22 protein-coding genes are annotated in these 24,232 nt (G+C 42.0%); 13 read left to right on the top strand and 9 right to left on the bottom strand.

Annotated elements, in window-relative coordinates; all coding sequences use genetic code 11:
* Positions 1-2 precede the first annotated feature (2 nt).
* Together LBYS_RS09945 and LBYS_RS18305 are read right to left on the bottom strand one after the other, a co-directional pair.
* On the bottom strand, positions 3-1,652 hold the full coding sequence (locus tag LBYS_RS09945; protein ID WP_013408743.1) for a hypothetical protein: 1,650 nt from the start codon (positions 1,650-1,652) through the stop codon (positions 3-5).
* Positions 1,649-2,581 (bottom strand): collagen-like domain-containing protein, encoded by a 933-nt coding sequence (locus LBYS_RS18305; RefSeq protein WP_049781359.1) that lies wholly within the window; start codon positions 2,579-2,581, stop codon positions 1,649-1,651. The genes LBYS_RS09945 and LBYS_RS18305 overlap by 4 nt, the downstream gene beginning before the upstream one ends.
* A 148-nt stretch (positions 2,582-2,729) precedes the next feature.
* On the opposite strand from LBYS_RS18305, the gene LBYS_RS09935 reads away from it, so the two are divergent.
* The 3 genes from LBYS_RS09935 to LBYS_RS18300 all read left to right on the top strand — a co-directional run bounded on the left by LBYS_RS09935 (position 2,730) and on the right by LBYS_RS18300 (position 5,992).
* Positions 2,730-4,442, top strand: coding sequence for a sensor histidine kinase (locus LBYS_RS09935; protein WP_013408741.1), 1,713 nt, complete (start codon positions 2,730-2,732; stop codon positions 4,440-4,442).
* A complete protein-coding gene (locus LBYS_RS09930; protein WP_013408740.1) occupies positions 4,430-5,209 on the top strand; it encodes a LytR/AlgR family response regulator transcription factor in 780 nt (259 codons plus the stop codon). The genes LBYS_RS09935 and LBYS_RS09930 overlap by 13 nt, the downstream gene beginning before the upstream one ends.
* A gap of 75 nt (positions 5,210-5,284) precedes the next feature.
* Entirely contained in the window at positions 5,285-5,992 is a 708-nt protein-coding gene (locus LBYS_RS18300; RefSeq protein ID WP_013408739.1) for a GNAT family N-acetyltransferase, read from the top strand.
* On the opposite strand, the gene LBYS_RS09920 is transcribed toward LBYS_RS18300, so the two are convergent.
* Positions 5,966-7,360 carry an aminotransferase-like domain-containing protein gene (locus tag LBYS_RS09920; protein WP_013408738.1) on the bottom strand — a complete coding sequence of 465 codons (1,395 nt, stop codon included), beginning with the start codon at positions 7,358-7,360 and terminating at the stop codon, positions 5,966-5,968. The genes LBYS_RS18300 and LBYS_RS09920 overlap by 27 nt on opposite strands.
* 79 nt (positions 7,361-7,439) lie before the next feature.
* Between LBYS_RS09920 and LBYS_RS09915 the strand changes: the two genes are divergently transcribed.
* From LBYS_RS09915 to LBYS_RS09895, 5 genes are all read left to right on the top strand, one after another.
* Complete coding sequence (locus LBYS_RS09915; protein ID WP_013408737.1) at positions 7,440-8,222, top strand: ketopantoate reductase family protein; 783 nt, start codon at positions 7,440-7,442, stop codon at positions 8,220-8,222.
* Entirely contained in the window at positions 8,207-8,935 is a 729-nt protein-coding gene (locus tag LBYS_RS09910; protein ID WP_013408736.1) for an SDR family oxidoreductase, read from the top strand. Before LBYS_RS09915 ends, LBYS_RS09910 begins: the two co-directional genes overlap by 16 nt.
* Positions 8,932-9,231 (top strand): cupin domain-containing protein, encoded by a 300-nt coding sequence (locus LBYS_RS09905; protein ID WP_013408735.1) that lies wholly within the window; start codon positions 8,932-8,934, stop codon positions 9,229-9,231. Before LBYS_RS09910 ends, LBYS_RS09905 begins: the two co-directional genes overlap by 4 nt.
* A gap of 371 nt (positions 9,232-9,602) precedes the next feature.
* Complete coding sequence (locus LBYS_RS09900; RefSeq protein WP_013408734.1) at positions 9,603-10,424, top strand: type IV toxin-antitoxin system AbiEi family antitoxin domain-containing protein; 822 nt, start codon at positions 9,603-9,605, stop codon at positions 10,422-10,424.
* Entirely contained in the window at positions 10,421-11,224 is an 804-nt protein-coding gene (locus LBYS_RS09895; protein WP_013408733.1) for a nucleotidyl transferase AbiEii/AbiGii toxin family protein, read from the top strand. The genes LBYS_RS09900 and LBYS_RS09895 overlap by 4 nt, the downstream gene beginning before the upstream one ends.
* Before the next feature lie 298 nt (positions 11,225-11,522).
* On the opposite strand, the gene LBYS_RS09890 is transcribed toward LBYS_RS09895, so the two are convergent.
* Positions 11,523-12,224 carry a hypothetical protein gene (locus LBYS_RS09890; protein WP_013408732.1) on the bottom strand — a complete coding sequence of 234 codons (702 nt, stop codon included), beginning with the start codon at positions 12,222-12,224 and terminating at the stop codon, positions 11,523-11,525.
* A gap of 521 nt (positions 12,225-12,745) precedes the next feature.
* On the opposite strand from LBYS_RS09890, the gene LBYS_RS09885 reads away from it, so the two are divergent.
* Together LBYS_RS09885 and LBYS_RS09880 are read left to right on the top strand one after the other, a co-directional pair.
* On the top strand, positions 12,746-13,183 hold the full coding sequence (locus tag LBYS_RS09885) for a MauE/DoxX family redox-associated membrane protein (RefSeq protein WP_013408731.1): 438 nt from the start codon (positions 12,746-12,748) through the stop codon (positions 13,181-13,183).
* Between the two features lie 121 nt (positions 13,184-13,304).
* A complete protein-coding gene (locus LBYS_RS09880; RefSeq protein WP_013408730.1) occupies positions 13,305-13,544 on the top strand; it encodes a DUF6520 family protein in 240 nt (79 codons plus the stop codon).
* Positions 13,545-13,614: 70 nt separating this feature from the next.
* Here LBYS_RS09880 and LBYS_RS09875 read toward each other — a convergent pair whose 3' ends face one another.
* From LBYS_RS09875 to LBYS_RS09855, 5 genes are all read right to left on the bottom strand, one after another.
* Positions 13,615-14,973, bottom strand: a complete 1,359-nt coding sequence (locus LBYS_RS09875) for a RagB/SusD family nutrient uptake outer membrane protein (protein WP_013408729.1) — start codon at positions 14,971-14,973, stop codon at positions 13,615-13,617.
* A gap of 12 nt (positions 14,974-14,985) precedes the next feature.
* Entirely contained in the window at positions 14,986-18,192 is a 3,207-nt protein-coding gene (locus LBYS_RS09870) for a SusC/RagA family TonB-linked outer membrane protein (protein WP_049781357.1), read from the bottom strand.
* On the bottom strand, positions 18,189-19,508 hold the full coding sequence (locus LBYS_RS18295) for a TlpA family protein disulfide reductase (RefSeq protein ID WP_013408727.1): 1,320 nt from the start codon (positions 19,506-19,508) through the stop codon (positions 18,189-18,191). The genes LBYS_RS09870 and LBYS_RS18295 overlap by 4 nt, the downstream gene beginning before the upstream one ends.
* 1,094 nt (positions 19,509-20,602) lie before the next feature.
* Positions 20,603-21,064: a hypothetical protein gene (locus LBYS_RS09860; protein WP_013408726.1), complete on the bottom strand. Its 462-nt coding sequence runs from the start codon at positions 21,062-21,064 to the stop codon at positions 20,603-20,605.
* Between the two features lie 38 nt (positions 21,065-21,102).
* Positions 21,103-21,612 carry a hypothetical protein gene (locus LBYS_RS09855; protein WP_013408725.1) on the bottom strand — a complete coding sequence of 170 codons (510 nt, stop codon included), beginning with the start codon at positions 21,610-21,612 and terminating at the stop codon, positions 21,103-21,105.
* A gap of 51 nt (positions 21,613-21,663) precedes the next feature.
* Between LBYS_RS09855 and LBYS_RS09850 the strand changes: the two genes are divergently transcribed.
* The 3 genes from LBYS_RS09850 (at position 21,664) to tnpA (ending at position 24,231) form a co-directional block, all read left to right on the top strand.
* Positions 21,664-22,347 (top strand): hypothetical protein, encoded by a 684-nt coding sequence (locus LBYS_RS09850; protein WP_041823579.1) that lies wholly within the window; start codon positions 21,664-21,666, stop codon positions 22,345-22,347.
* 188 nt (positions 22,348-22,535) lie between these two features.
* Positions 22,536-24,014, top strand: coding sequence for an IS21 family transposase (gene istA, locus LBYS_RS09845; RefSeq protein ID WP_187287885.1), 1,479 nt, complete (start codon positions 22,536-22,538; stop codon positions 24,012-24,014).
* The gene (gene tnpA, locus LBYS_RS09840) at positions 23,977-24,231 is read left to right on the top strand and encodes an IS66 family insertion sequence element accessory protein TnpA (RefSeq protein WP_013408722.1); all 255 of its coding nucleotides are present in this window, start codon (positions 23,977-23,979) and stop codon (positions 24,229-24,231) included. Before istA ends, tnpA begins: the two co-directional genes overlap by 38 nt.
* Position 24,232 lies beyond the last annotated feature (1 nt).

Below are 24,232 nucleotides of genomic sequence, written 5' to 3'. Positions count from 1 at the left end.
AGCTAAAAACTTAGGGTATAGCTGAGGTTAGATCTGAATTCAGAAAAGTTTGCAGAGCCTATGGATTCGGAACTGTACTTATTGCTCATGTAGCTGGCTCCCCATAAGATGGAATGTTTTTCTAGTCGATAGGCTACAGATAAGTTAGTAGAAGAAGTGTGCCCTTCTTTGCTACCATCAGAAGATCTAAGTTGGAAATTCTCCGTCAAGGAAAACCTCCACTTGTCCAGTACTTTGGAAGCACTGATCGTGGGACTGATTAATAAGATTTCTCGAGTATCTGTCCGTGTATTGTTATAAGATATGGCAGCATTCGCATTCCATTTTTGTGCAGTATTATTGATGCTATAGCTCAGAGAGCCTAGTAGGGAATTGGATTCCGAAAATGACTCCGTAAATCGATTCAAATCATTTGTATTCTGTACAAAGGTGGAGATAGTCAATTGATGTTGTGATGCAGGGCGGAAGGAAATCACTCCTCCCAGATTATTATTGATGACTTGAATGGCTGTGGTATCATTGAAGAGATCTCCGTATCCTTTGTTTTGACTGACCCCGAAATTGCTATAGTCCAGATTGATGTTCAGTTGGTTACTGGCTACAATGTTTAGATTGGCTGAGTAGACTTGTCGGACGGTCGTAGAAATCCGTTTATTATTCAAGTTGTCTCTACCGGCTCCATAGGAGAGGTTGAATCCTAATCTTCCTTTCAAGACCTGGAAGGAGGGGCTCAGGGTGATTTGTTCCACGTCATTCTGGAAGTAGTAGGCTCCTAAGGTTCTATAGCCCGGATCTATCTTTTTGTATTCTGTCCTTAAGTTGCCCCAACGGGTAGAATAGTTCACTTGGCCTTGCCAAGCCGTAAAGAAGCCGCTGCTGGCGTTGACTTTTATGAATTTACTCGCCTGCCTGAGGAGAGGATTATTGGCCGAATCCAATAGTTGATTTAGGTTGGTATTCCGTGTAAGGAAGCTGATTCCTGCATCGAGATCTATTTGGAGGCGGTTTTGAAAGAATCCCAGATGTGATTTGAGGCCGGTAGCCAAATTCTGTTCGGGGTTCACCAGTGAGGTAGGGGCTATGGAAGTGGAGTCGTCACGAGCTCCGAATACACTTAGATCAATAAATCTGTTGGAAGTGCCAAATCCCACCTTCGCCGCGTAACCCATTCGTTTATAGGTGGCTCGGATGTATCCCAGGCTTCCGTAGCTATCAATAGAATCAGCATTGACGGCGCGGTTCAGCCGACCGTACATGGCGCCTAGTCGGAGTTTCCCGGGATTGATTTCAAATCCACCTCCCAGCATATTGGCACCGTTTAAAGTGAATTCTCCGAACCTCACGTTCCTATATCCGGCATGGATGGTGGCCCATTTGTAGCGCGGACTGACACCGTATTGGTTAAAAGGTTGAGAAAATCTTCGATCCTGATCAGATACCACCAGTGAAAAGGGCATAGAAATACCGAAAAGGGTCAAGGTGGGAGCTCCGGAGAGGTACCAGTTGAACGGCGGTCTACGAGCATTAATACCGTTTCCTGTATAATAGGCAGCGCCGATGCTCAGACTACCGTTTAATTTTACCCCTTTTTCCAATGTTTGAGCAAAGCAGGGGAGTGAGGATATCCATAAGAGAAACAATAATCTTCTCATGGTAATAGCTGTTCGAGAGATATGCCCTGTTCCAGAGCCTGCAATACGGTACTTGAGGGAATAACTACGTATCGGAATTGCGCTCCGATCAAATTAAAGTTGGAAGGGGTAGCCTCACTAGCTGATATGTGTACCAAATTAGGTTGATTAGCGAGTAAGGACCACCGCACTTCAACGTTCCAACTGTGGTTTATTCTTCCTGGGATTTGCCATTGCCAAAATTCATTGGAATTGACATAGGTGCGTAGATACATCAGTACTACTCCTCCGTTTTCATTTAGACTTTTGATGGAGGGAACATTTAAGGCATTTAAAACGGGGTTTGGAATGGTATACTGATAGCTAAGAAATCCATTACTGTTTTGCCAGGGCACATTGGCCCACTGAGAACTTACTACTTGCGCATTTCCTTTCAAATTGATAGCAGGATTACCCCATGAGTTGTTTTTTGGCCCATAGAAATTCCCGTTACTTTGGTCAAGATAATAATCTCCATTGGCACCTATATTAGCTGAGGGAGCTCCGTTCCCGGCATGTATCTTTGATCCCGGTGTTCCAGCGGGTCCTTGGGCTCCGGCAGGTCCTTGTGGCCCGGCAGGTCCTTGAGCTCCAGCGGGTCCTTGTGCACCTGCCGGTCCCTGCGCTCCAGCAGGCCCTTGCGCTCCTGCCGGTCCCCTCAATGAGAATGCAGTACCCCATCCCGCCTCGGTTTTTGGACCATATAAGTTTCCATTTGATTTATCTAAATACATATCTCCCACCTTTCCGAGGCTGGCTGCAGGTGCAGTATTACCGCTTAAAATGAGGGATCCATCTTTACCCGGTATGCCTTGTTCTCCGGCAGGACCAATAGCTCCCGGATCCCCTTTTTCACAGGAGGAAAAAATAAGTAATATAAGGATCCCGTAGCAGGAAAGAATCGTTTTCATGTGGCAATGATGTGCTTGAGTATTGAGCAAGTTGGAAATCAAATCTTTAAGCTCTAGGGTGCACTGTACAAAATGTTGACTTGACTGGATAACTAACTTAGTAGACTTATCAGTTAATTTTTATATTTTGCATTATTAACCCTTTCTTATGTTCTTGTTCTTGATGTTGTTATGGGGGCAATTACCCTATGCACAAGAAATGCAGATCTACAAGGAGCCTATCCCACAGGAGAAGGGTGAATTTGTATACCTAAAGAATAGGAGGGATGTGCTAACCTATTTGATTGCCGTAGATACCTTGAGTGAAGAAGTGTATTTTAAGGATACCAGCGGACTAGGTTACATTAGGACCGGAAGGACTTTTCCTGATTTTCCCGAGATTTCAAAAGTGCCTGTACGAGCGAATAGCGCTTTGGTGAGGATAGAGCAAAAGACCGGGATCAAGTACCATCCGCCCTACTGGACTTATGAGGAAGTTTTAGATTATATCTATAGGTATAAGCAGAGGACAGAATTACAGCTTTTGATCAATACCCTAAGTATAGGGTTCCTAACATTTTTATTGTTGTTCTTCATTTTTTACAGTTTTGTAGCTAGGCAAAAGCTTTATTACCTCTACGTAGTTTATATTTTCATGGCTTGGCTCTTTTGCCTGAGCATGCCGAATGAACTTCCACTTCCCGCTAAACAATTTTTAACGGCAGCAGGTATTGATCAGGACATAGATGAGACGGCATTGGCTTGGATGTTTATTTTCTATATAGCCTTCAGTGATGAATTACTTGGTATTTCTATCCAAAGTAAGAGTTTAAAGAGGATTTTTCGGGTCTGTTATGTAGGTCTGGGGCTGTATGGATTCTTCCAATTGGTGATTGGAATTTGGCATATACATGTGCCTTTTTTGCATGAAATCTATTTGGGTTTTCGTCTCTTATTCTTGCCGCTCTATATTTTTATTTTGGCGCTGGTCATCTTTAAGGTGAATAGTCCTTTAAAGACTTATTTGTTGGTAGCCAATGGCTTTATGTTACTAGGAGCACTGGTTTCTGTGGTGATCAACTATAGCGATGTTTATCTGTATTGGGGGGAGAACCGACTCATTCATGCCACCTTCCTGCAGCTCGGAATCTTAGCTGAAACGGCATGTTTTGCCTTTGCCTTGGGCTATCATAACACTTTGATCAGAAAGCAAAGAGACGAAAAGGAACGTCAACAATTTGCGATGGAAAGGAGAGTGAACAAGCTTACGCTTCAAGCTATAGAGACGCAGATGAATCCTCATTTTTTGTTCAATGGGATCAATGCCGTGCGGGACTTGATGATGAAGAATGAAAAGGAGGCAGCTAAGGACTATTTAAACACTTTGGCACTGTTACTTAGAAGCAGTTTAATGAACTCCCGAAAGGAAGAAGTTAGTCTGGAGGAAGAATTAGAGTATGTTAAACTCTATCTGACTATAGAAAAATTGAGATTAGGCTCTGAATTTCATTTTGAAATAAAATGCGATGAAGAACTTGATCCGGGGACTTTGCTCTTGCCCTCCCAACTATTACACCCTATTGTTGAAAATGCAGTAAAACATGGATTGAGGTGGAAAGAAGGAGAGAAGTGGGTGAAGATCTCGATTTTCAGGGATGGGGTGGAATGTTGGAAAATCAGTATTAAGGACAATGGAATAGGTAGGACGAAATCGGAAGAATTGAAGAAAGCAGATCCTCTGAAGAGCACAGGACTAGGACTACCTTTGGTACAAGAAAAATTAAAACTCTATTATAACCTCCAGGGAAAGGAAGTGGAATTTGAGGTGTTGGATCAGGAGGGCACTGAAGTACTCTTTACCTTTTGGACATGGAAAAAATAAAATGCGCCATTGTAGATGATGAGGATCATGCAACTGATACCTTACAGTATTTATTACACACTTATTGTCCCCAAGTGGAAATAGTGGGGATTTATCATAAACCTAATGATTTCTTGAATGACAGGGACGTTCAATCCGGACTGAATCTCCTCTTCTTAGATATAGAGATGAGTCCTTTTTCGGGCTTTTGGCTATTGCAGGAACTGCATCAAGCTTGGCGACAGTTGCCTTTTGACGTCATATTCCAAACGGCTTATGATCAATATGCCTTAAAGGCTATACAGAATAATGCCTTGGATTACCTGCTCAAGCCCATTATGCCGGGAGAATTACAAAAATCAGTAAGGAAGTGGGAAGAGAAGAGGGTCAGGCATTTCCATCCTTTGCAGTGGAGGCAACTAGAGGAGAATTTGAAAGAGCCGCAAAAGTTGCCTGAAAAGATAGCTTTGCCTAATCAGGAAGGATACTTTATATTGGAAATCAACAATATTTTACGTTGTGAGGCGGACAGGAACTATACCCATGTTAAAGACAGAAGCGGACAAACGCACCTGGTTTGTCGATCTCTAAAGGAGTTTGAACAGATTCTGGAACCTTATGGATTCCTGAGAGTGCATCATTCTCATGTCATCCACCCGGATGCGGTGGTTAAAATTCTACGAGAAGGAGGTGGAACCTTGGTTTTGACTGATCAAGCTCGGGTGGTCATTACTAAGAACAAAGAAGGTGTAATGGAGAAACTGTTTGAAAGGATAAAGAAGGTTTAACTGTAACCATCATAATTTAAAAAAATGCAACTGTTATCATAACTTTTCTAAGCTGATATTTGCTTCTAAAAAGTCATGATAATACAGTTTGCAGATGCACCTCCTTTGAGTCTTGAGACCATTGATCCTGAGGAGGCTCACATTCCGGAGGAGACCGGAAGTGCTTTCGTTTTATGGGGGAAAGCTATAGGAGATTGGGGTCTGAATCTTACAGACAAAGGATTCTGCGTAGCGCAGTATTCGCCAAATCTAATTATGGAGAATCTTCCTCCAGTAGCTACAGAATCAGGCATTACCTGGTTTTTGGAGGAAGGTATTTATATCCGCCAATTCAAAGTGGGAGATGAAAGGTCTTTTGCCGAATTGAACTATGCGTGGATATCCGAATATTTTGTAGTGGAAGAAGAGGATGAATGGGTGCTATTCCATCCTCATGAGGCTATTTTGGATCAGGGCGGGATCATCTTATTTGCTTGTAAGGGGCAGGAACTTATAGGGACGGTTTCCCTCATTATACGAAATGATGAAGAAGTAGAATTGTCGAAAATGACGGTTGCGAAGTCTCATAGAGGCAAAGGTTTAGGGGGATTTTTGGTAAGTTCTGCATTGTACTTAGCAAAAGGGTTTCAGCAAGGTAAAGTTATACTCTTTACAAATTCCCTTTTGGATACAGCTATTCGGCTATACTCTCGTTTGGGATTCAAAAGAGTGGATTTAAAGGGAAAGCTATATAGGAGGGCAGATGTCAAAATGGAGCTAAGCCTTTTTGAGGATCTCTCCTAATCTTTCTAATTTTTCTTCCACTTCTGAATTCCATCCTAGACTGAAATTTAGTCGGAGGCAGTTGGAATAAAGATGCTGCAAACTAAATAAGGCTCCGGGGGCGAAGCTGACATCATATTTTTTACATTGTTCAAAGATCTCTAAGGTATTGAGGTCTTTATGTAATTGTACCCAAATGGTAAATCCTCCCTGGGGAGAGGTGACCTTTGTGCTTCTTGGGAAATAGTCAGCTATAGCTTTCTGGAAATGCAATAACTGCGCTTGTAGTGAGACTCTTAACTTTCGCAAATGGTGTTCATATCTACCGGTTCTCAGGTAATGGGCTATGACCTCCTGCGTGATAGAGGTGCTAGAGATTTGGTGCTGGATCTTTGTTTTTAGCACTTCATGGTAGAATCTCCCGGGGGCGACCCAGCCCACTCTATATCCGGGAGCTAAGGTTTTGGATACGGAACCGCACCAGAGTACTATGCCGCTTTTATCAAAACTTTTGCAAGATTTTGGTCGCTTTTTCCCAAAATGGACATCAGCATTGATATCATTTTCTATCAAAGGGACCTGGTACTTTTCACACAATTGGACCAGTTTCCACTTGTCTTCATCTGACATACAGAAGCCCAAAGGATTACTAAAAGTAGGAATAAACAGACAGGCTGCAATCCTTCTTTTCTTTAGATTTCGTTCCAAAGCCAAAAGGGAAATGCCGTACTCAGGGTGAGTAGGAAGTTCGATGATCTTTAGGCTAAGCGACTTCGCCACTTGCAACATCCCGAAGGATACCGGACTCTCTACGATGATGGTGTCTCCCGGTTGGGTTAAAGAAAGCAGGCAAAGGGAGATGGCGTTCAGGCAACCGTGAGTAGTGATGATTTCGTCTTCTCTCAATGGAAAAGACCATCTGGCCACCTGTTTTCTTAATTCAGCATTTCCTTCAGGCTTTTCATACAATACCCCGGATCCTTGCAGACTTCTGCTAGCTTGAATTAAAGCTTTATTAAGCTTAGCTATGGGAAGTAAGGCTTCTCCTGGATGCGCCATAGCCAAAGGGTGATCCTGCCCAATATTTTGGTACACAGAATGAACCCAATAACTATCATCTGCGAGTACGGCTCGGGGAGAGGGTAAGCTGGCTTGCTGTACCTTTTTTATGGGGGAATATTTGACATAGTACCCGGATTGAGGCCTGCTTTCTATAAGGTTTTTGGCTTCCAGATAATAGTACACGTTCAAAGCGGTATTTTGGCTTATGCCATATTCTCTGCTCAAGGTTCTCAATGACCAAAGCTTAGTACCAGTGGGTAGAATACCGGTCAATATCTGTTGCTCAATAGGATCTGCTATTTGTCGGTACAAGAAATCCGTCTCCATAACTGCTTCCATTAAAAATTAAAAAACTGCATCTGCTATGGTATAATTCCATACCCGAATATTGCATAAATTATTGAAAATGAAAAAAATGGTGTATGTGATTGGTCCTGGAGCAATAGGCAAGGCTTTGGCAAATTTCTTAGGATGGAAAGGTTTGGAAGTGCAATTAGTAGGGAAAAAGAATTCTCCTTTTGTCCAACTTTCTGAGATGGGATCCGGCATCTATATTATTTGTACAAAGGCTTATGTTAATGAGGAAATTGCTATATATCTCAAAGAGGGTCCCATTATTTTGCTTCAGAACGGTAAGGGTGTGGAAATGCCCTTTACAGATTTTCCGGAGGTATATAGGGCCGTTATTTTTGCTACAGGACAGGAAGGAACATTTAGAGCAGTAAGCACCAGTAGGTTAGGTGTAGTTAAAGGTTCTGCGAGACGGGCCATAGAATTGGCGGAGCTGATAAGTACACAGGAATTTCCTTTTGTATATGAAGAAAATATCAATGTACTTGTCTGGAAAAAGCTCATTGTGAACTCGGCTTTTAATGCCCTTTGTCCCTTATTAGAAGTAGATAACGGTATATTTGTTAGAGATGATAAGGCATTGTACTGGGCAAAGGTCATCATGGAAGAAGGTAGGTTACTGGCGGAAAAGGAGGGTGTAATGCTTTCTCAAGAGGAGCTGATGCAAAGTTTATTGGAGATCAGTGAGAGGTCGAGTGGCCAACTCATTTCTACCTATCAAGATATACTCCAAGGTAAACCAACAGAGGTGGAATATATCAATGGTAGCCTATCAGAGGGGAAATTAAATCATTTTTTAGCCGACTTAATCCGAATAAAATCATGCATAAAATCCTAATCACCGGCGGTAGTAGAGGTATAGGTGCCGCAACCACATATTTGGCTTTCAAAAGAGGGTATGAAGTTCTTTTTACCTATAAAAAGGATCTGCAATCGGCAGAAAATCTGGCGAATAAGATACAAAAGGAGGGAGGTAAGGTAGGTTTTGTGCAGGCGGACTTGAGGTACGAAGAGGAGGTGAAAAAGGTGTTTGCTGAAGTCCAAAGACGGTGGGGAAAACTTGATGTACTGGTAAATAATGCCGGAGGATTAGCGTTGCAAAGCACCTTCCGTGGTATAGAGATGGGTAGGTGGAAGAACATGTTCCATTTGAATTTCTTCTCGGCTGTGCAGTGTACAGCAGAGGCTTTGAAGTATATGCAAGTGGGAGCAAGTATAGTGAATGTCTCATCCATTGCCGCCCGAAGCGGTGCTCCTGGAGAATACATGGATTATGCTTCAGCAAAGGCTGCATTAGAGTGTTTCACCAAAGGCCTTGCTCAAGAATTAGGTCCCGAAGGAATCCGTGTCAATGCGGTGAGGCCGGCTTTTATTTATACGGAAATTCATGCTGACGGGGGAGAAGTAGGCAGGGTAGATCGCATAAAATCCGGTATTCCTCTTCGTAGGGGAGGACATGCGGAGGAGGTGGCGGAAGCCATATTATGGTTGGCATCACCTTTATCCAGTTATTCTACAGGAACCATTATAGATGTGACAGGGGGAAGATGATACCGGTAAAGATAGCTTGTGAACGTTTGAAGGACTCTGGAGAGTTGTTTCTGGAGTTAGGGAGATTTGGCAATATCTCAGTAGAAATTTATGGACCAAAGGAAGTGGATCTTCAAGGTCCGCATGAGGAAGATGAACTATATGTTATAATTTCCGGATTCGGGAGGTTTCAGTGCGAAGGTCAGATACGGGATTTTGAACCCGGGGATTTGATATTTGTACCTGCCCGTGCGGAGCACCGTTTTGTGTCTTTTTCGGATGATTTCAGGACATGGGTTATCTTTGTAGGGAGATAGGGGCAGTTGGGGCGAATTGCAATTCGCCCTTACGATAATTAGTCGCCCTGCCTGTACAGATTTCGAATCTTTTTTTGGAAGATTTAAAGCAGTTGGCAAGCCTGGCGGTTTAAATGATGCAATCGTCGTGATGCTATTATGGTGCAATTCACCTAAGATCATACAGCATGCTTTGCTGTTACAAAATTTCCACTGTTGCTGATGGGAAATCCAGTAGCTAAAAACTTAGAATTTCCATTTTTATCTTTTGTTAAAATTGGGAAAATGAATGATTTCGGAACATTGCAAATACAGTGTGTTCGCAATTATTGAGACATTATAAAATTTATTTTTCGTAGTTATACAGTCAGGTTTATCCTGACTATGATGTTATGAGAAATAAGTACATCTCTACGCAGTCAAATGAACTCTTGTCATATTTTAATGAACAAGACAGATTTTGCTTTAGTTATGCAGAGGCTTTTAAGGCTTTACCCGAATCAGGGGAAAGCGCAGTAAAGGAATTATTAAGCGATATGACCAAAAGAGGTCTTTTAATGCGCTTAAAAGAGGGGGTCTATTATATCATTCCCTACGAACAAGATGCGGATACATTTATGCCTGACTGGCACCTGGTACCTGAATTTATTGTAAAAGATGCCCAATACTATATTGGCTACTATTCTGCGTTGCAAATTCATAATCTTATTACACAGCCGTCACTAAAAGAGCAAATTGTAGTTTCCAGGCAACTCAGACCTTCAGTAATTAAGATCAAAAACGTTCCTTTCCAGTTTATATACCATAATCCGGATCACTTCTTCGGGATGAAAAAAATCTGGATTGACAGCTTCCATAAAGTGCAATGCTCAGATCTTGAAAAAACGATTATTGACTGTCTTTTTAAGCCTGATTATGCGGGAGGCATCGTTGAGATTGCAAGAGCAATCGGCATTTCTGCAAACCAAATTAAATTTGATAAGCTGCTGGAATACGCAAAAAGATTTAAATCACAGGCAGTTATTAAGCGGCTTGGCTTTCTCCTGGAACTGTTAGAAATTGATAACCCGATTATAGAAAAATTATTAAAGGAGAAGACGGCCTCTTATGTTGTATTGGATACTGAACTACCCAGGTCAGGAAAAATGATAAGCAGATGGGGCATCCAGCAAAATCTGGAAACAGAAACCATTAAATCAGCTATTTACACATGATTAAACCCGGAGAAATACAGCAAAAGGCAAGAGAAGTGGGGGTTCGTGACCAGCAGATAGAGAAAGACTATATTCTCTCCTGGATATTAAAAGGTGTGTCTCAACACGACCAGCTCTCAAAAATCATTGTATTCAAAGGCGGCACTGTATTAAAGAAAATCTATTTTCCGGACTACAGGTTTTCTGAAGACCTTGATTTTACATTGTTGACCGGCGAGATTACTAATGAGCAGATATTTGCATGGTTTAAAGAAGCCTTTGAATATATCCGGGATGAAGCAAATATTCCCCTTGACATAATCGACAATAATGAGCATGAAGATGGTGGAATAAACTTCTATATCAGTTATGTAGTGCCATTGGGTGAACAAGGAAACAATAAGCGGGTAAAGGTAGATATTTCCAGAAGTGAAAAGCTGGAGTTTGAACCTGTTTTAAACCCCGCTTTTATTGATTATACGGATTTGGAAGAATATGATCTACAATGTTACCCACTGGAAGAGGTATTGATCGAAAAGCTACGTTCTGTAATGCAGCGTATGGCAGCAAGGGATTTTTACGATATCTGGTATTTATTGGTAGAGCATGGGATGGAAGCTGATTTTTACTTAGATGAGTTCAGGAAAAAATGTGCAAGAAAGGGATTAAACCCGAAAGATTTTCATAAGAAGCTAACAGAACGCCTACCCCAATACAAAGGTCGTTGGAAAAGCTCTATGAGCGAGCAGATAAAGGATTTGCCTGAATTCGATAAAGTGGAGAGAGAAGTACAAAGGCAGTTAAAGAAGATGAAATTATGACCAAGTAAGCAGTTAGACAAGCCTGGCCGTTAGATAACGTGTGCTTTCGGTTGTTTTACTATCGTCCACTTTCTAGGCCAAACCAGACGAATAAGAAATTGAGAAGTAATCGCGAATAGAGTAGTAAGATGTTCTGATATGTAAACGCTGTCTGCCATGTTACCTTTTGTGGTACAATAAGACCCAATTTTTAGGTCTTATTGTACTTCGATTGGTAAAAATATGTAATAAATTCAGAAAAGCAATACATATCAACGGATAAGAATAAACACAGAAAGCATAAAAAACCAATGTGTGTTTATTGACCCTTAACAGCCTGCAGCCATTTCTCCACCTGTTTCATTATTTCATCTGCATTATCTTTGGGATAGTATTGGTGGAGATACGCTGTAAATTCGGTTTTTGTATTCCCGGTTTCCCATTCCATGACTGTCAGGCAAAGCATGGGCCATTTTTTTGTCTGCTGCATAAAACCATATAGCGGTAAATAGGGGGGAGCATAGTAGAGTGAATTTTCTACCAGCTCTTCATAAAGTGGTTTTGTAAGTGCCTGTTTCATATCCCGTACCACATGGTAAGCAATCCGATACCTGCTACCCTCCCTGACGGTTATGGCAAAGTCCGGCATACCTTTATCCTGGAAGAAATGGTACATATAGTTAACAAAGCTTTCTTCCGTGCTGTCGCACAGATCCCTGCTGTAAAGGGAATATGCCTGTTTGAAGAGGCTTAATGAAAAAGTATCTCTATACTTACGGATGATAAAGTCAATCACTTCGTTTTCTTTATCCGTTATTTCTTCAATAGAAGGTCCGCGGCCGACCCCTGCGGCAGACTGGTAATACCTGGCCTTTGAAAAAAGCTCAAAATAGTAGCTTTTAAAAAAGATGGTCCTGCGCTCAAAAGTCACCTGAATATATAAGGGATAGGTTAGTTGACCGTGCAGGGGCACCTGCTTCAGACGGTCATTAAAGTAAGTTTTGTAACTGACTTTACTCATTTTGCCCTTATTTGTTTTCAGCTTTTGCATACTACCGGATAACTTTTCTCTTTAGATGAAATAAGGATATTTCAGTCAAAGGTAAAGAATAGTTTTGGTAATATGTAACTCATCAAAACGAAATGACCGTTTCAAAAGCTGAAAATTCATCAAAAACTCCTCTGCCCACGAGTTCCGAGTAAGGGCAGGCCTGGACGGCCCCCCCAGTAGCGATTGTATTACAATCGTTCATCTGGCCGATTGCTGAAACGATGCAATCGAGTTTTTTACCAGGCTATATAATTATTTAGCTACCCCTCCACTTTTGACTTTTTCAAGGCCGGAAGTTCAAAACCGGAAAATATGGCAAGATTTGAACACAGACAGGTAGAAAATCGCCCATAATTTTCTTTTTTGTGATGAAAAAGCTGCCGGAACTTTGTATTAAAAATGAGTTAATGAAATGAGCATAACCAGATCATTTCTGTAGAGACAAATCACGTGGTTTTTTTGAAGCCACTAAACATTAAATTATCATAGCGATGAGACGAAACGAAATAGTATCTTTAATAGCTGTGGCATTGATTATTCTCTTCAGCTATACGGCTTTTGCCAAGCTCATAGATATGGGCGAGTTTGAGCGGCAATTGGCAGGCCAGGAATTACCGTCCTGGTCAAAAGCACCGCTGGTTTGGCTGATTCCGGCTGCTGAACTTCTCCTTTGCGTCTTGTTGATCATTCCGGCTACCCGTCTACCCGGATTATACGGTTCAGCACTACTGATGGCTCTTTTCACCGGTTATACAGGCCTGGTGGTGATGAGCTACTTTGAACGCACACCTTGCAGCTGCGGGGGTGTACTGCGTTCCATGGGCTTTGAGGCGCATCTTGTCTTTAACCTTTTCTTTCTGACCCTTATAATTTTGGGGATATATATTTTTCACTCTCAAAACAAATTTGCCGTGACACAGAAAACGTAAACAAAAAAGATCCCGGAATGCGGTTTCAGAAACTGCCTCCCGGGACCAGGGTTCCCCTGAAAACCTGAAAACAGAGTAAGGGAAACTTTAACTAACAATTCAATTCAAATTTAGTAAAGCAATGAAAAAGGTAATTAAATTTTTGCCTGCAATGGCAATTATTCTCGGAAGTGGCCTTGCGCTGGCTACTACACAAAAAATGAATGATCCTAATGTATATTGGGACGGTAACGATTGGCAACCACTGACGCTGCAACCGCATCAATATACATGTCCCGGTAGCGGATGGTGTACAGCTTATAAGGATGAAGAGGGAAACATCTCGGATGAAAGACCGGGTAAATTTACTCCCCTTCCCTGAAATCGTTTGATTATAGATTCCCGCCTCATTGTTAAAGGCGGGAATATTTTATTTACCCAATCTGTCATTCCTATAAATCGCCTTCACTATCTGGGAAAGGCAAAGCATATCTGCTATCGTGGGGAGGCAGCGTATATTCTTTACCGTTTACATTTCTTTTGAGTACTTTTTCAAAGCCCGCTTCCTGATTTAAACGCTTGAGATCTGTCCATCTTATTCCTCTGCCTACAAGCTCTTTTCTTCTCTCTGTCAATATTCTTTCAAGTAATTCCTGAGGGTCATTTATGCTCAAAGGTTCATATTTATCTTTTTGCCAACGCTTAAGCAGCAGCCTATTCAAATCATTAAGAGCCGCTTCGGTATTTCCTGTCCGAACGTTAGCTTCTGCACGGGTAAGAACCATTTCATCGACAGCCAGGCCTGAAAACTGGTAAAACCTCTGCCCCATGTAACTTCCCCTGAACTGTTTATTTGAATTTATAAACAATAATTTCCGTAGGTCCGCATCAGCATAGGACCGGTAGAGAGTAGTATCCACCAGGGTGTTTGGACTGCTGCCCAGATAAATATTTGGAACAAGTACAGACAGGAAGATGACCTCCGGGTTTCTGCCTGCATTTAAATAGAGATCCGGGAAAGGCATTGCTTTGGCAGGGTCTACCGTGTTATAATCTATGAGTTCATTTTGCAGTGCCAGCGTACTGTCAGCATACTGTTTGGCCTTCCCATATTCCTGCATGACCAGGCTCAACCGGGCCATCAGCGCGTAGCCTGCCGCTTTGGAGGGCCGGGTAGGAACCGGTTGCTCTAACGGTAAAAGAGGTATAGCCTCTACTAAATCTGATTTTATACGCTCATAGGTATCCTGCAAGTTGCCAATCTGTGAAGGCAGCGTTACATCCGCACTGACACGCACGGGGACTCCCCTTTTACTTGCTGCATTTTCAGGATTATAAGGCGGCCCAAAAAGCTGAGCTATGTGGAAAAGGGCCCACCCTCTGTAGAAAAGAGCCGAACCTTTCAGATTTTCTGTATCCTGATTGATACTATATTCCTTTAAACCTTCCAAGACCACATTGGCATAAAAGATCTGTTTGTAAGGTAAATCCCAATCGGATATAGAACGTTCGGGATAGATGCGATCGGCCCATACATGTGCATTTTGGTCTTCTTCCACGTAACTTTCAAAAGTATTTTCTGCCATGTAGAAATCATCTGCCGATACTTCTCCTAAATACGGAGTACTGTTCATTACATCCCGCGCATTATCCAAAAGGGCCTGATAGTGCTCCAAAGCAGTGGGCACAAGGATAGCTTTATTCGGTTTAGCATCCAGGAAGCCGTTTTCACAACCACACAAAACAGAGAGAATGAAAAGCCCCCCAACCATTTGTAAACAGGTGCGCTTAATTAAATATTTATTTTTCATCGTCAATATCTATTAGAAGTTAAACCGGATACCCAAAGCCAATGAGCGCTGCGGCGGGAAATTCGAAACTGGATAATCAGGGTCAAGATGGGCTTTTGTGGCCTTCCAGAGAATACCCAAATTATTAGCATACACATAAACCTGTGTATTCTGCAGTTTCAAAGTGCCTGTCCCCAGCTTATTTACAGTATATGACAACTGAACATCCTGGAGACGAAAATGATCGGCCCTGTCAATTAAGGCACTGGAAAACAGATAGAATGTGGTACGGTTTGAATTGGGCCCTCCCGGATCAGAAGGTACTGAGGTGAATTGTTCATCACCAGGCTGCCGCCACCTTTTTTCATAGTCGCCATGAACCGGTAAACCCTGCCATAAACTGGTATAGCTTACAGAAGATCTTCTGAAGTAATATCCTAAACGGTAGCTGAGGTTAGCGGATAATGTGATTCCTTTCCAGCTCAGATTATTCCTTATGGCACCGTACACCACGGGCCGGGCAGGCCCGTGATATCGCAATTGTTCTACCGCTGTGGTTTGCATTATCTTTCCCCACTGGTTACTTACCTCCCCATCCAGGTAACCGAGAGGATCACCATTTTCAGGATCCAGGCCGGCAAAATCATAACTGTACAGGGCATACTGGGGTTTCCCCACTAACGCGTACCCTCCGGTCTCGTTCGATTGCGCAAAGTTTCGTGCCGGATATTCTACTTTGAAGTCAGTTACTTTATCTGAAACATAGCTGAACAAGGTAAATACATCCCACTGCACACTACCGCGGGCCGCTTTTATATTGACAGAAAGATCCATTCCATGCCCCCCGGTCTCTGCCACATTACCACTGAATGTACTGATGCCGGTGGAGGGCGGGTAAGGCACCTGACCGAAAAGGTCAAGCCCTCTTTTGCGATAATATTCCAATGAACCCCCAAATCTGCCATTCCGGCTCTCAAAATCAAGTCCAAAATTTAACATCTTTACCTTCTCCCACCTCAGCGTGGGGTTAGGCGGGTTCTGAATAGTAGCATAAGGGAGCAGGGAAAAGAAATCGGTGGGTGAAAAGGCTGCCGTGGTTTTGGCAGACAGGCTTTTATTTACATTTCCACTGGAGCCATAAGTAGCCCTGAGTCTGAGGTAAGAGAAAGGGGCGTCTTTCATAAACTCCTCAGATGACACTACCCATGCCAGACCGCCTGACCATAATGGTACACCCTTCTGATTGGTTTTCACTCCGAAAAGATTGCTCTGATCCAGCCGGGCGCTGGCTGACAGCACATATTTCTTCTTTATGCTATACCCGGCATTAGCGTAATAAGACAGGTAACGGTCTATCAGGTAAGCCTGTGAAGCATTGGAAGGAATCAGAAGACTGGTGCCCGGATTCACATAAGAAGGAAAATACCGGGTATAGTCCACCTGCACCGCCGTGGCGTATTCATCATCATACCCGTACCACCGCGAGTTCATCCTTTCGGTATGATGATCTCTTAATTCAGCGCCGCTAATGGCATCCAACTCTCCGATACCCACTTTTTTACTGAAATTAAGCTGGCCCCGTAAGCTATGGCCCGCCACGGTACTTTGGCCTCTGTCGAGTATCCCTCCTTTAGGAATGGGAAATGTGAGGCCGTTATCGGCTCCCTTCTGGGTGTAGGTATTGATCAGGTCACGGGTGTAATAGGTATCTAAACCATAGTAATCCCGTAAAGAAGCCGAGCTGCTCTGATACAGATAAGAAACCTCAGTCTTCAGAAAAGGGAATACCTTATACGTGACTGCTGCCCTGAGCCGTATTTCCTGACCCTGGGTAGTTTTATCTGATTTCTCCATTTCTTCAAGGGGCTTGTAGGTCCAGTCCAATAAACCGTTTTCCAACGCCTGTTTAGCATAAGGCAGACGGTGATTTTTTGCGGTTATAAGCGCTTTCCCCTGATCATCTGCCAGGCGGCCGTACGGGTACAGCGGCTGCACACCCCGGATACTGGTATAGGTAAGCTGTCCGGGCGAATTGCGATCCTGGGTTTGCGAAGCATAATACACCCCTGTGGTCAGCTCAAGTCTGTTGTTAAACAGCCCATAAGTATGATTAGCGTTCAGCGTCAGGCGTTCTCTTTCGTCTCCTACTGCAGCGGCCAGGATCCTGTCATAGCCCACTGAAAGCGCATATTTCTGATGGGCGCTTCCACCACTTAAAGCCAGGGAGTATTGGCTGTTTAGCCCGTTTTGATACAGGTATTTTTCCATATCTCTCCGTACATCATAATTTTTCATGGCTTCTATTTGTCGCATAGCGGCATCATCTGAAATCTGACCTGACTTTTGCTGGAAAAGCAGTTCTACCACCGGGGTGAAGGCTACTTTATTCGCGTTGTTTAAAAATGAATTGTAATAGCCCCTCTGAAACATATACTGCTCCCAATCTATGTAATCGGATGAACTCATCTGGGGCTGGTAATAAAAATCCGGTTTTTCAGAAACGGTTACATTAGCATTAAAAGTGATCACAGGTGCCTGCTGATAGCTCCCTTTTCGAGTAGTGATAACGATTACCCCGTTTCCCGCACGTGCGCCCCAGATTGAGCTGGCCGCTGCATCACGGAGTACCGTTACGTTCTCTATATCATTAGGGTTTAGTGATGACAGATCACCTTCAAACGGAAAGTTGTCTACCACAATTAGCGGTTGGCCATCACCATTTATGGTATTTCTACCCCTGATAGAGATATTGTTAGCTCCGTGCCGCCGGTTAAAAACCAGCCCGGGCACCACATCTTCCAGCCTGGCCAGTAGGTCTGGTGATACCCGCCGGTTAAACAGTTCATGATTAACCTGGCTGAATGAACCGGTCATGCGCTCCCGCGGAATCTGTTGATAACCTGTAGAAATCACCACCTCGTTTAACGTGTGGGTTCTTTTTTGTAATCTTACTTCCAGCGGATTTTTAGGAACACCAGCCAGCGGCCAATACACAGGGTCATAACCTACATGACTGATATGCAATGTAACCGGCAATTCCATGACAACTAATGAAAAAAATCCAAGCGAATCACTGGCAGTGCCGGTATCTGAATCAAGAACTTTAATAAGGGCATTACTAACCGGTTGACTGTTAGACACATCTGTTATTCTGCCTGATACTTTGTTTTGGCTTACACCTTGGTGCACTATTCCCAAAACAAGCATCCCGAGTATAAATGTAGATTTTCTGCTCATCATTTTACCTCTTTATCTCTTAGAACCAATACGTTTATATCACGATATTCCTGTATTATCTGAAGACCGTATTTTTCAAGCTCTTTGCTCACCGAAACCATATCGTTTAATCGGGCATTGATCTGCAAACTGATCTTATGGGTGATTCCTGTCTCATCAATTAAGGGAATGGCAGACTGCTGCAGAACAAACATATTCATATTCCAAACCAGGCCTTTGAGCCTGCCATTTTGAAGGGTATAGCCCGTGGGTTCCATGCGTGAAACGTATGCTCCTTCACTTGCTATGGGTATCTTATGCCCATCCAACCGTGAAAGAACCCAACATAGTTTTCTCCTGGGTTCAATGGTGGCTTCAATGTCAGGAAACATACGTCTCAGGTCTTCTCTTAGTGCATTAAAAAGATTCAACCTGGAAGCTGCGGAAAGAACAAGCTGATAGCAGTACGTATATCGGTTTTTCCAATCTTCATAGGGGCCGCAGCTATCCGAGTAAACTACTCTATGGGGATCTTTCATGTGAACCTCTGTTCTACTGGGCCCGAACCAAACCGAATCAGCGCCATAGGCTTTCAGATAATACCAATGTAAAGGCACATTAAATAGCGATAGCTTTCCGTTGCCGATGCTGTCAAGCCTGATGGAGAAGCCGTCCGGTAGGCCTTCCGTATATCTGGTCAATACTGACTGGTAAACCAGATTTTTACCATCCCCCCCATTACCATTCACCAGGAATGGTTTGCTGCTGTCATAGGCAATGCTGGTAGGGTCAGCTTTAGTGGCCAGCGTTGTCTCTCCATTTTTTAGAAATGATCTGATTTTTTCAGCCGTAATTTCCTCATGCCCGGTAATAGCTTTCACCTTACCTTCAGGGCTGACCCACACATAATGGGGGATATATATGTGCGGAAAGGCCTGGTGCAGCGCTTTCTCCTCTATTACCATAGTGAGCTTTAGCTCTCTAGCCGTACGGCGAGTATATTTCTTCATAAACTCATCCACTTCTTTGGTGGTCTGATAGGTAAGCGCAAGTATTTGCACCTGCTTTGCAAACTCTTTTTGCAGGCTGTCCATTTTAGGGAGCATGGCTACGCAAGGATTGCACCACGTAGCCCAGAAGTCCAGGATAATCAGTTTGCCTTTATATTCATCAAGGGTGATGGTCTCCTTTCCGGAGGGGTGGCTAATAACGTTGAGAGGCAGGCTCCATAGTTCTGGCGGGAGGGTGTCTCCCACTTTCAGCTCCTGAGCTGCCAGATGATGCAATGATAGGCTCAGGTAAAGGCATAGCAATGCCCTTACGTAAAATTTCACGTTCATTTTTTTTGATATTAGAAAGGTTGATGAAAAACTTAGTTAGCAAGAAAGGTCATATCGTTTCTTTTGAAGTTTGGATGCAATTTGAAGCTTCCAACAAAGTGAACTGACTAATATTTGGATTTTAAGGACTTGAAACAAATGGGTTACCGGAGCCTAAATAGATATACTATGTATAAATAAAATTGGAAATGGTAAGACAATACAATTTTCTCTAGGTGGAGATTTCAATATCCCTTGTTTGGTTTAGAGTTGAAAAAGTACTGAACATAAACATTCTTTAAAATTTTTTAAGACTAAATTTTGTTGCTTGAAGGATGTAGTTGCACATCGTAAGGTGAATGGGGTATCATTTCCAAAATGATGAAAAGTTCTAACTTGATATTTTTTTAGAGATAATAAAGTATATCTGTTCTCGAAGTCTAGGCAAGGGTTCGGTACTTGCTGTATGGTACATCTTGTTTGCGAGATTTATGCGAATATTCTCCATTTCTATGTCAAAATTTAAGATATACAATCTCCGAGAGTATTTTTAAAAACCAATTTGCAAAAAAGTCCAAAGAGAGGCGCTTCCAAATATTGATGAGAACTGGTATTTTACCACTTCAATATTCTAGTTTTTTCGCCTTATAAATTTTCTTGGGAATGGCTTAGGACAAGGAATTTCGTTTGAATGATCACCGAGTTTCCCACACTTCAACAGGATAATAAAAGAATCTCTGATTTTAATTATTTAGATTGCTATGTATCTATGATGTGGAAGATTACATTAGCTTACGAATTCTAGAATAAATCTTTAGAGAGCATAGCTAAAACCGTGAATATCGGTATACAATAAGAGCATCGTTATAATAATAAATGTAAAACTCCGACTAAGCATCTTTGCTTGAGTTTTATACCTCGAAGCCTTCGTAACGTATAGGTTAATACCGCTATTGTTGGACTGTGAGAGTTTCAAGTCTACGCTTAGATTGCCTCGTTCGTTTGATGAATCGCATGCATTCTTGAAGTCTATAGTCTAAAATCGGTTTTCCAGTGGAATTAAAAGTATTAAAAAAAATGGCTTTTAGTGTAAACGATTATTATGCCTTGACAACTTATCTATTTGCGTATAGGAAGTATTGTTTTAAGGCACCATCTGTTCTGGGGCAACAAGACCCGCATTGAAACCTTACACTGAAGTATAAATGCGTACCTAATTCTGATTCAGGAACGGTAGTTACATTAAATGTTACAGATGTACCAGGAACAGGTACATCCTTACCGATTACAGCAGGCGGTATATATTCAAATGGTGCACCGATATATGGTACATTGCCAAAACCGTCGGCTACACTGATTACAATTAGTGGAGCACTATAGGTTGGATTAGGATTGGTAAAATTTACTTTTATTTGATAGTTTGTGCTACCTACCATAGGAGTAGTGCCAAGTGGGCTTCCATCGGCTTTCAAAATCTCTGCAGTTCCAAAATAGCTAGCCGGCACACATTGAGCATTTGCTATATAACTAAGAAGAAGAAATATGGAGAACGGCAAAATGTTGATAGATTTTTTCATCTTAATGAATTTTATAATTTGTTTAAGGATAATTTAGATTAATTCGGTAGGAGAAAATTAATAGGAGTTAATTTTTCGCTGATTCTAGCACCTTTCTTTTTTATAGGAGTGATTGATAGGTAAATCTTTTCGACTGTTTCGTCAATATATTTTACTTTCAATACTTTTTCTAACCCCTTATTCTCTAGAGAAATCATCTCAAATCCATCATGTGCATTTACAAACAGATCATATTCTGCAGGTGCGTTAAACTTTATTTGGTACTCACTATTTAAAATTAGTTTATCGCTTTTCTTTATAATATTACCTTGAGTATCAATTATTACAGGATCTTTAATTTGTAATTTATCTGGTGAAAGTTCATACACCCTTAACCTGTGATTATTACTGACAAAAGTACTTGGTGGGACCTGGTCTCTGGGTATTCTTAAATTGGGAGGATTTTTCACGCTTACCTTGTCAGTTTCATCAAACTGCATTTTATCCGAACACGATAAAAGGAGGACCAATAATAAAAGATAAATTGGTTCGAATTTTACAATTTTCATAAGAAAAAAATGTTATAGGTGAAACAACAGGCAAAATTTATAACTTTTTTTATGAAATCCTATATATTTCCAATATTCCTACTAGCGGCTTTTGGATTTCACAATTGCTTTTCACAAGCTGTTCAACTATCAGACGACCAACTAAACAAGATCATTGGTATAAACCTCAACTATTCTTTTATACAAGATTACGGTAGCAAAAGTAAATTCAACAGTTTTGCCTTTTCAAATACATTTTTAAAGAGGAGGTCTAAAAAGTACTATTTAAGCCAAGCTCTTAGAGCAGAATATAATACGGATACCAGAAAGGAATATCCATATTACCTCTTTAATAGATTTGGTATTTCAAGTATCAGTCAAACTTTAGTAAGAATTAATAAAGGAAACTCTACTACCTTGATTGGAGGTGGTCTTAAAGTAGCATATTTCAGGGGGCTGAAGGCTACGGATTTTAATATTCCCCAAAATGCCGTAGTTTCAGTTCAGCTTCCTAACGGAGGAGCATTTACTGTACCAATTATTCATCCATTTGAAAATAGACCTATAAAGGGATTTATAGTTGCTGGTCCACATTTATCACTTAACCATTTTATTCCATTCTCTTCATTGGGAGTAATAAATCTTAATTTTCAGTACAGTTATGTTTTTCCACAAATGTCTGATTTTGGTTGTGGAATTGGAGTTTTCTTAAAATTGAGTGAAAATTCAAAAAATAGCCATGTTATTAGAATTTGATAGCAATACTATTTTAGCGAAACCTTAACTGTGTAAGCTCGCCCTTTTAGATATTCCGGTTCAAAGTGGGCCATGAGTTCCGGGTTAAAGTGGGCCAGAGATTCCGGCTGAAAGTGGGCCACTTGTTGTAGAGATTTGATTACTTGCCTGGTATAAAAACTACCAGGATGGCTAATCAAATAATATCTATGAATAAGTTACATTTAGTATTGCGTATGCTTATGGACGGGAAGTCTCGGCGGAGCATTAGCAGAATGGCCGAAGTTTCCCGAACTACGGTTGATAAATATGCTCAGATTTTCCATTCGCACCCTTTAAGTCTCTTAGAATTACACAAGCTGGACGAATATGATTTACAGGTCATTGTAAAGCCTGAAAGCCGGAGTAAACCCTCCTTGGAGTTACTTTACGGTGAGTTTGATACAGCGGTTAAAGAGTTGAAAAAAGTGGGTGTTACCAAACAATTCTTGTGGAATGCCTATAAGACCAAGTACCCTAACGGAATTGGATATTCTCAGTATTGCGACCACCTCAACAAATACCTACAGCATCAGCAGATCAGTTATGTTTTTGAACATAAAGCAGCTGATAAGCTGATGATCGACTTTGCAGGTAAAAAGCTCTATCTGACCGACTATGAGACAGGAGAGCAAAAGCCTGTAGAGTTCTTTGTGGGGATACTTCCTTGCAGCGGTTTTACCTTCGGTATGGCGTGTATGAGTCAGCAAACGCCTGATTTTTTAGGTTGTTTAGGGGCCTGTATTGCGGCCGTTGGGGGTGTTCCCCAGGCTATCGTAACCGATAACTTAAAGCCGGCCGTTAAGAAGGCGAGTAAATATGATCCGGAGTTGAATGCAAGTATGTCGGACTTTGCGGAGCATTACAATACGGTCATCCTGCCCACCCGAGCCTATAAACCCAAGGATAAAGCCTTGGTAGAGGGAGCGGTTAAAATCCTCTACACCCGGGTCTATGCACCGCTTCACGGGCGGGTTTTTCATAGTCTTGCAGAGCTAAACCGAGCTATAGCAGAGCTGGTGGCACAGCACAATAATCTTCCTTACCAAAACAAAATGGGCAACCGCCTGCAACAGTTCGAAACGCTGGAAAAAGAGAAACTTAAGCCTTTGCCCGCAGAACCCTTCGAGCTTCGCAAATACCAGCAAGCTAAGGTGCATCCCAACTGTCATGTAGTTTTGTCTGAAGACAAACATCACTATTCTGTCCCTTACCAATATGTAGGCAAAAAGGTAGACATAAAATATACCAATGAACGGGTAGAGATTTACTGGAATTACAAGCAGATAGCCATTCATGAGCGGCTTAAAGCCAATTATAAGTACACTACCAATGCCGCCCACCTGCACCCCAATCACCGGTATTACCACAACTGGTCGGAGGACTTTTTTAAGAGTGAAGGTTATAAAATAGGCGAAAACACCCATCAGCTAATGGGACAAATCTTCGGCCAGTTTAAGCATCCCGAGCAGGGGTACAAGTTATGTCAGGGCGTTTTACAACTGGCAAAAAAATACGGAATATGCGTATCCGCCCGACCAAGTACATATTTTATGAGCGGTTTATTAAGCAGACCTTTGCTTTATGAGCAAAGAAGAAAAGAAATTACAGATGTCTGCGATGCTAGCGGACTGGCATCAGAGCGGTAAGAGCAAGAAACGTTACTGCGAGGAAAATGGAATCAGTACTGCTACATTTTATTACTGGTTTTCGCGCAGTAAAGTCCATGCCCCTGGCACAAGAAGCTTTTTATCGATCGATAAGATGTGCAAGAAAGGGGAAGTTGAGGTCATCTATCCTAACGGTGTGCGCATCAAGGTAGATGCAGATCTCGGTTTACTTTCCCAGTTGATCCATTTGTACTGAT

The sequence above is a fragment of the Leadbetterella byssophila DSM 17132 genome (assembly GCF_000166395.1).
Lineage (GTDB): Bacteria > Bacteroidota > Bacteroidia > Cytophagales > Spirosomataceae > Leadbetterella > Leadbetterella byssophila.
This window is presented reverse-complemented; position numbering and strand designations above follow the sequence as displayed.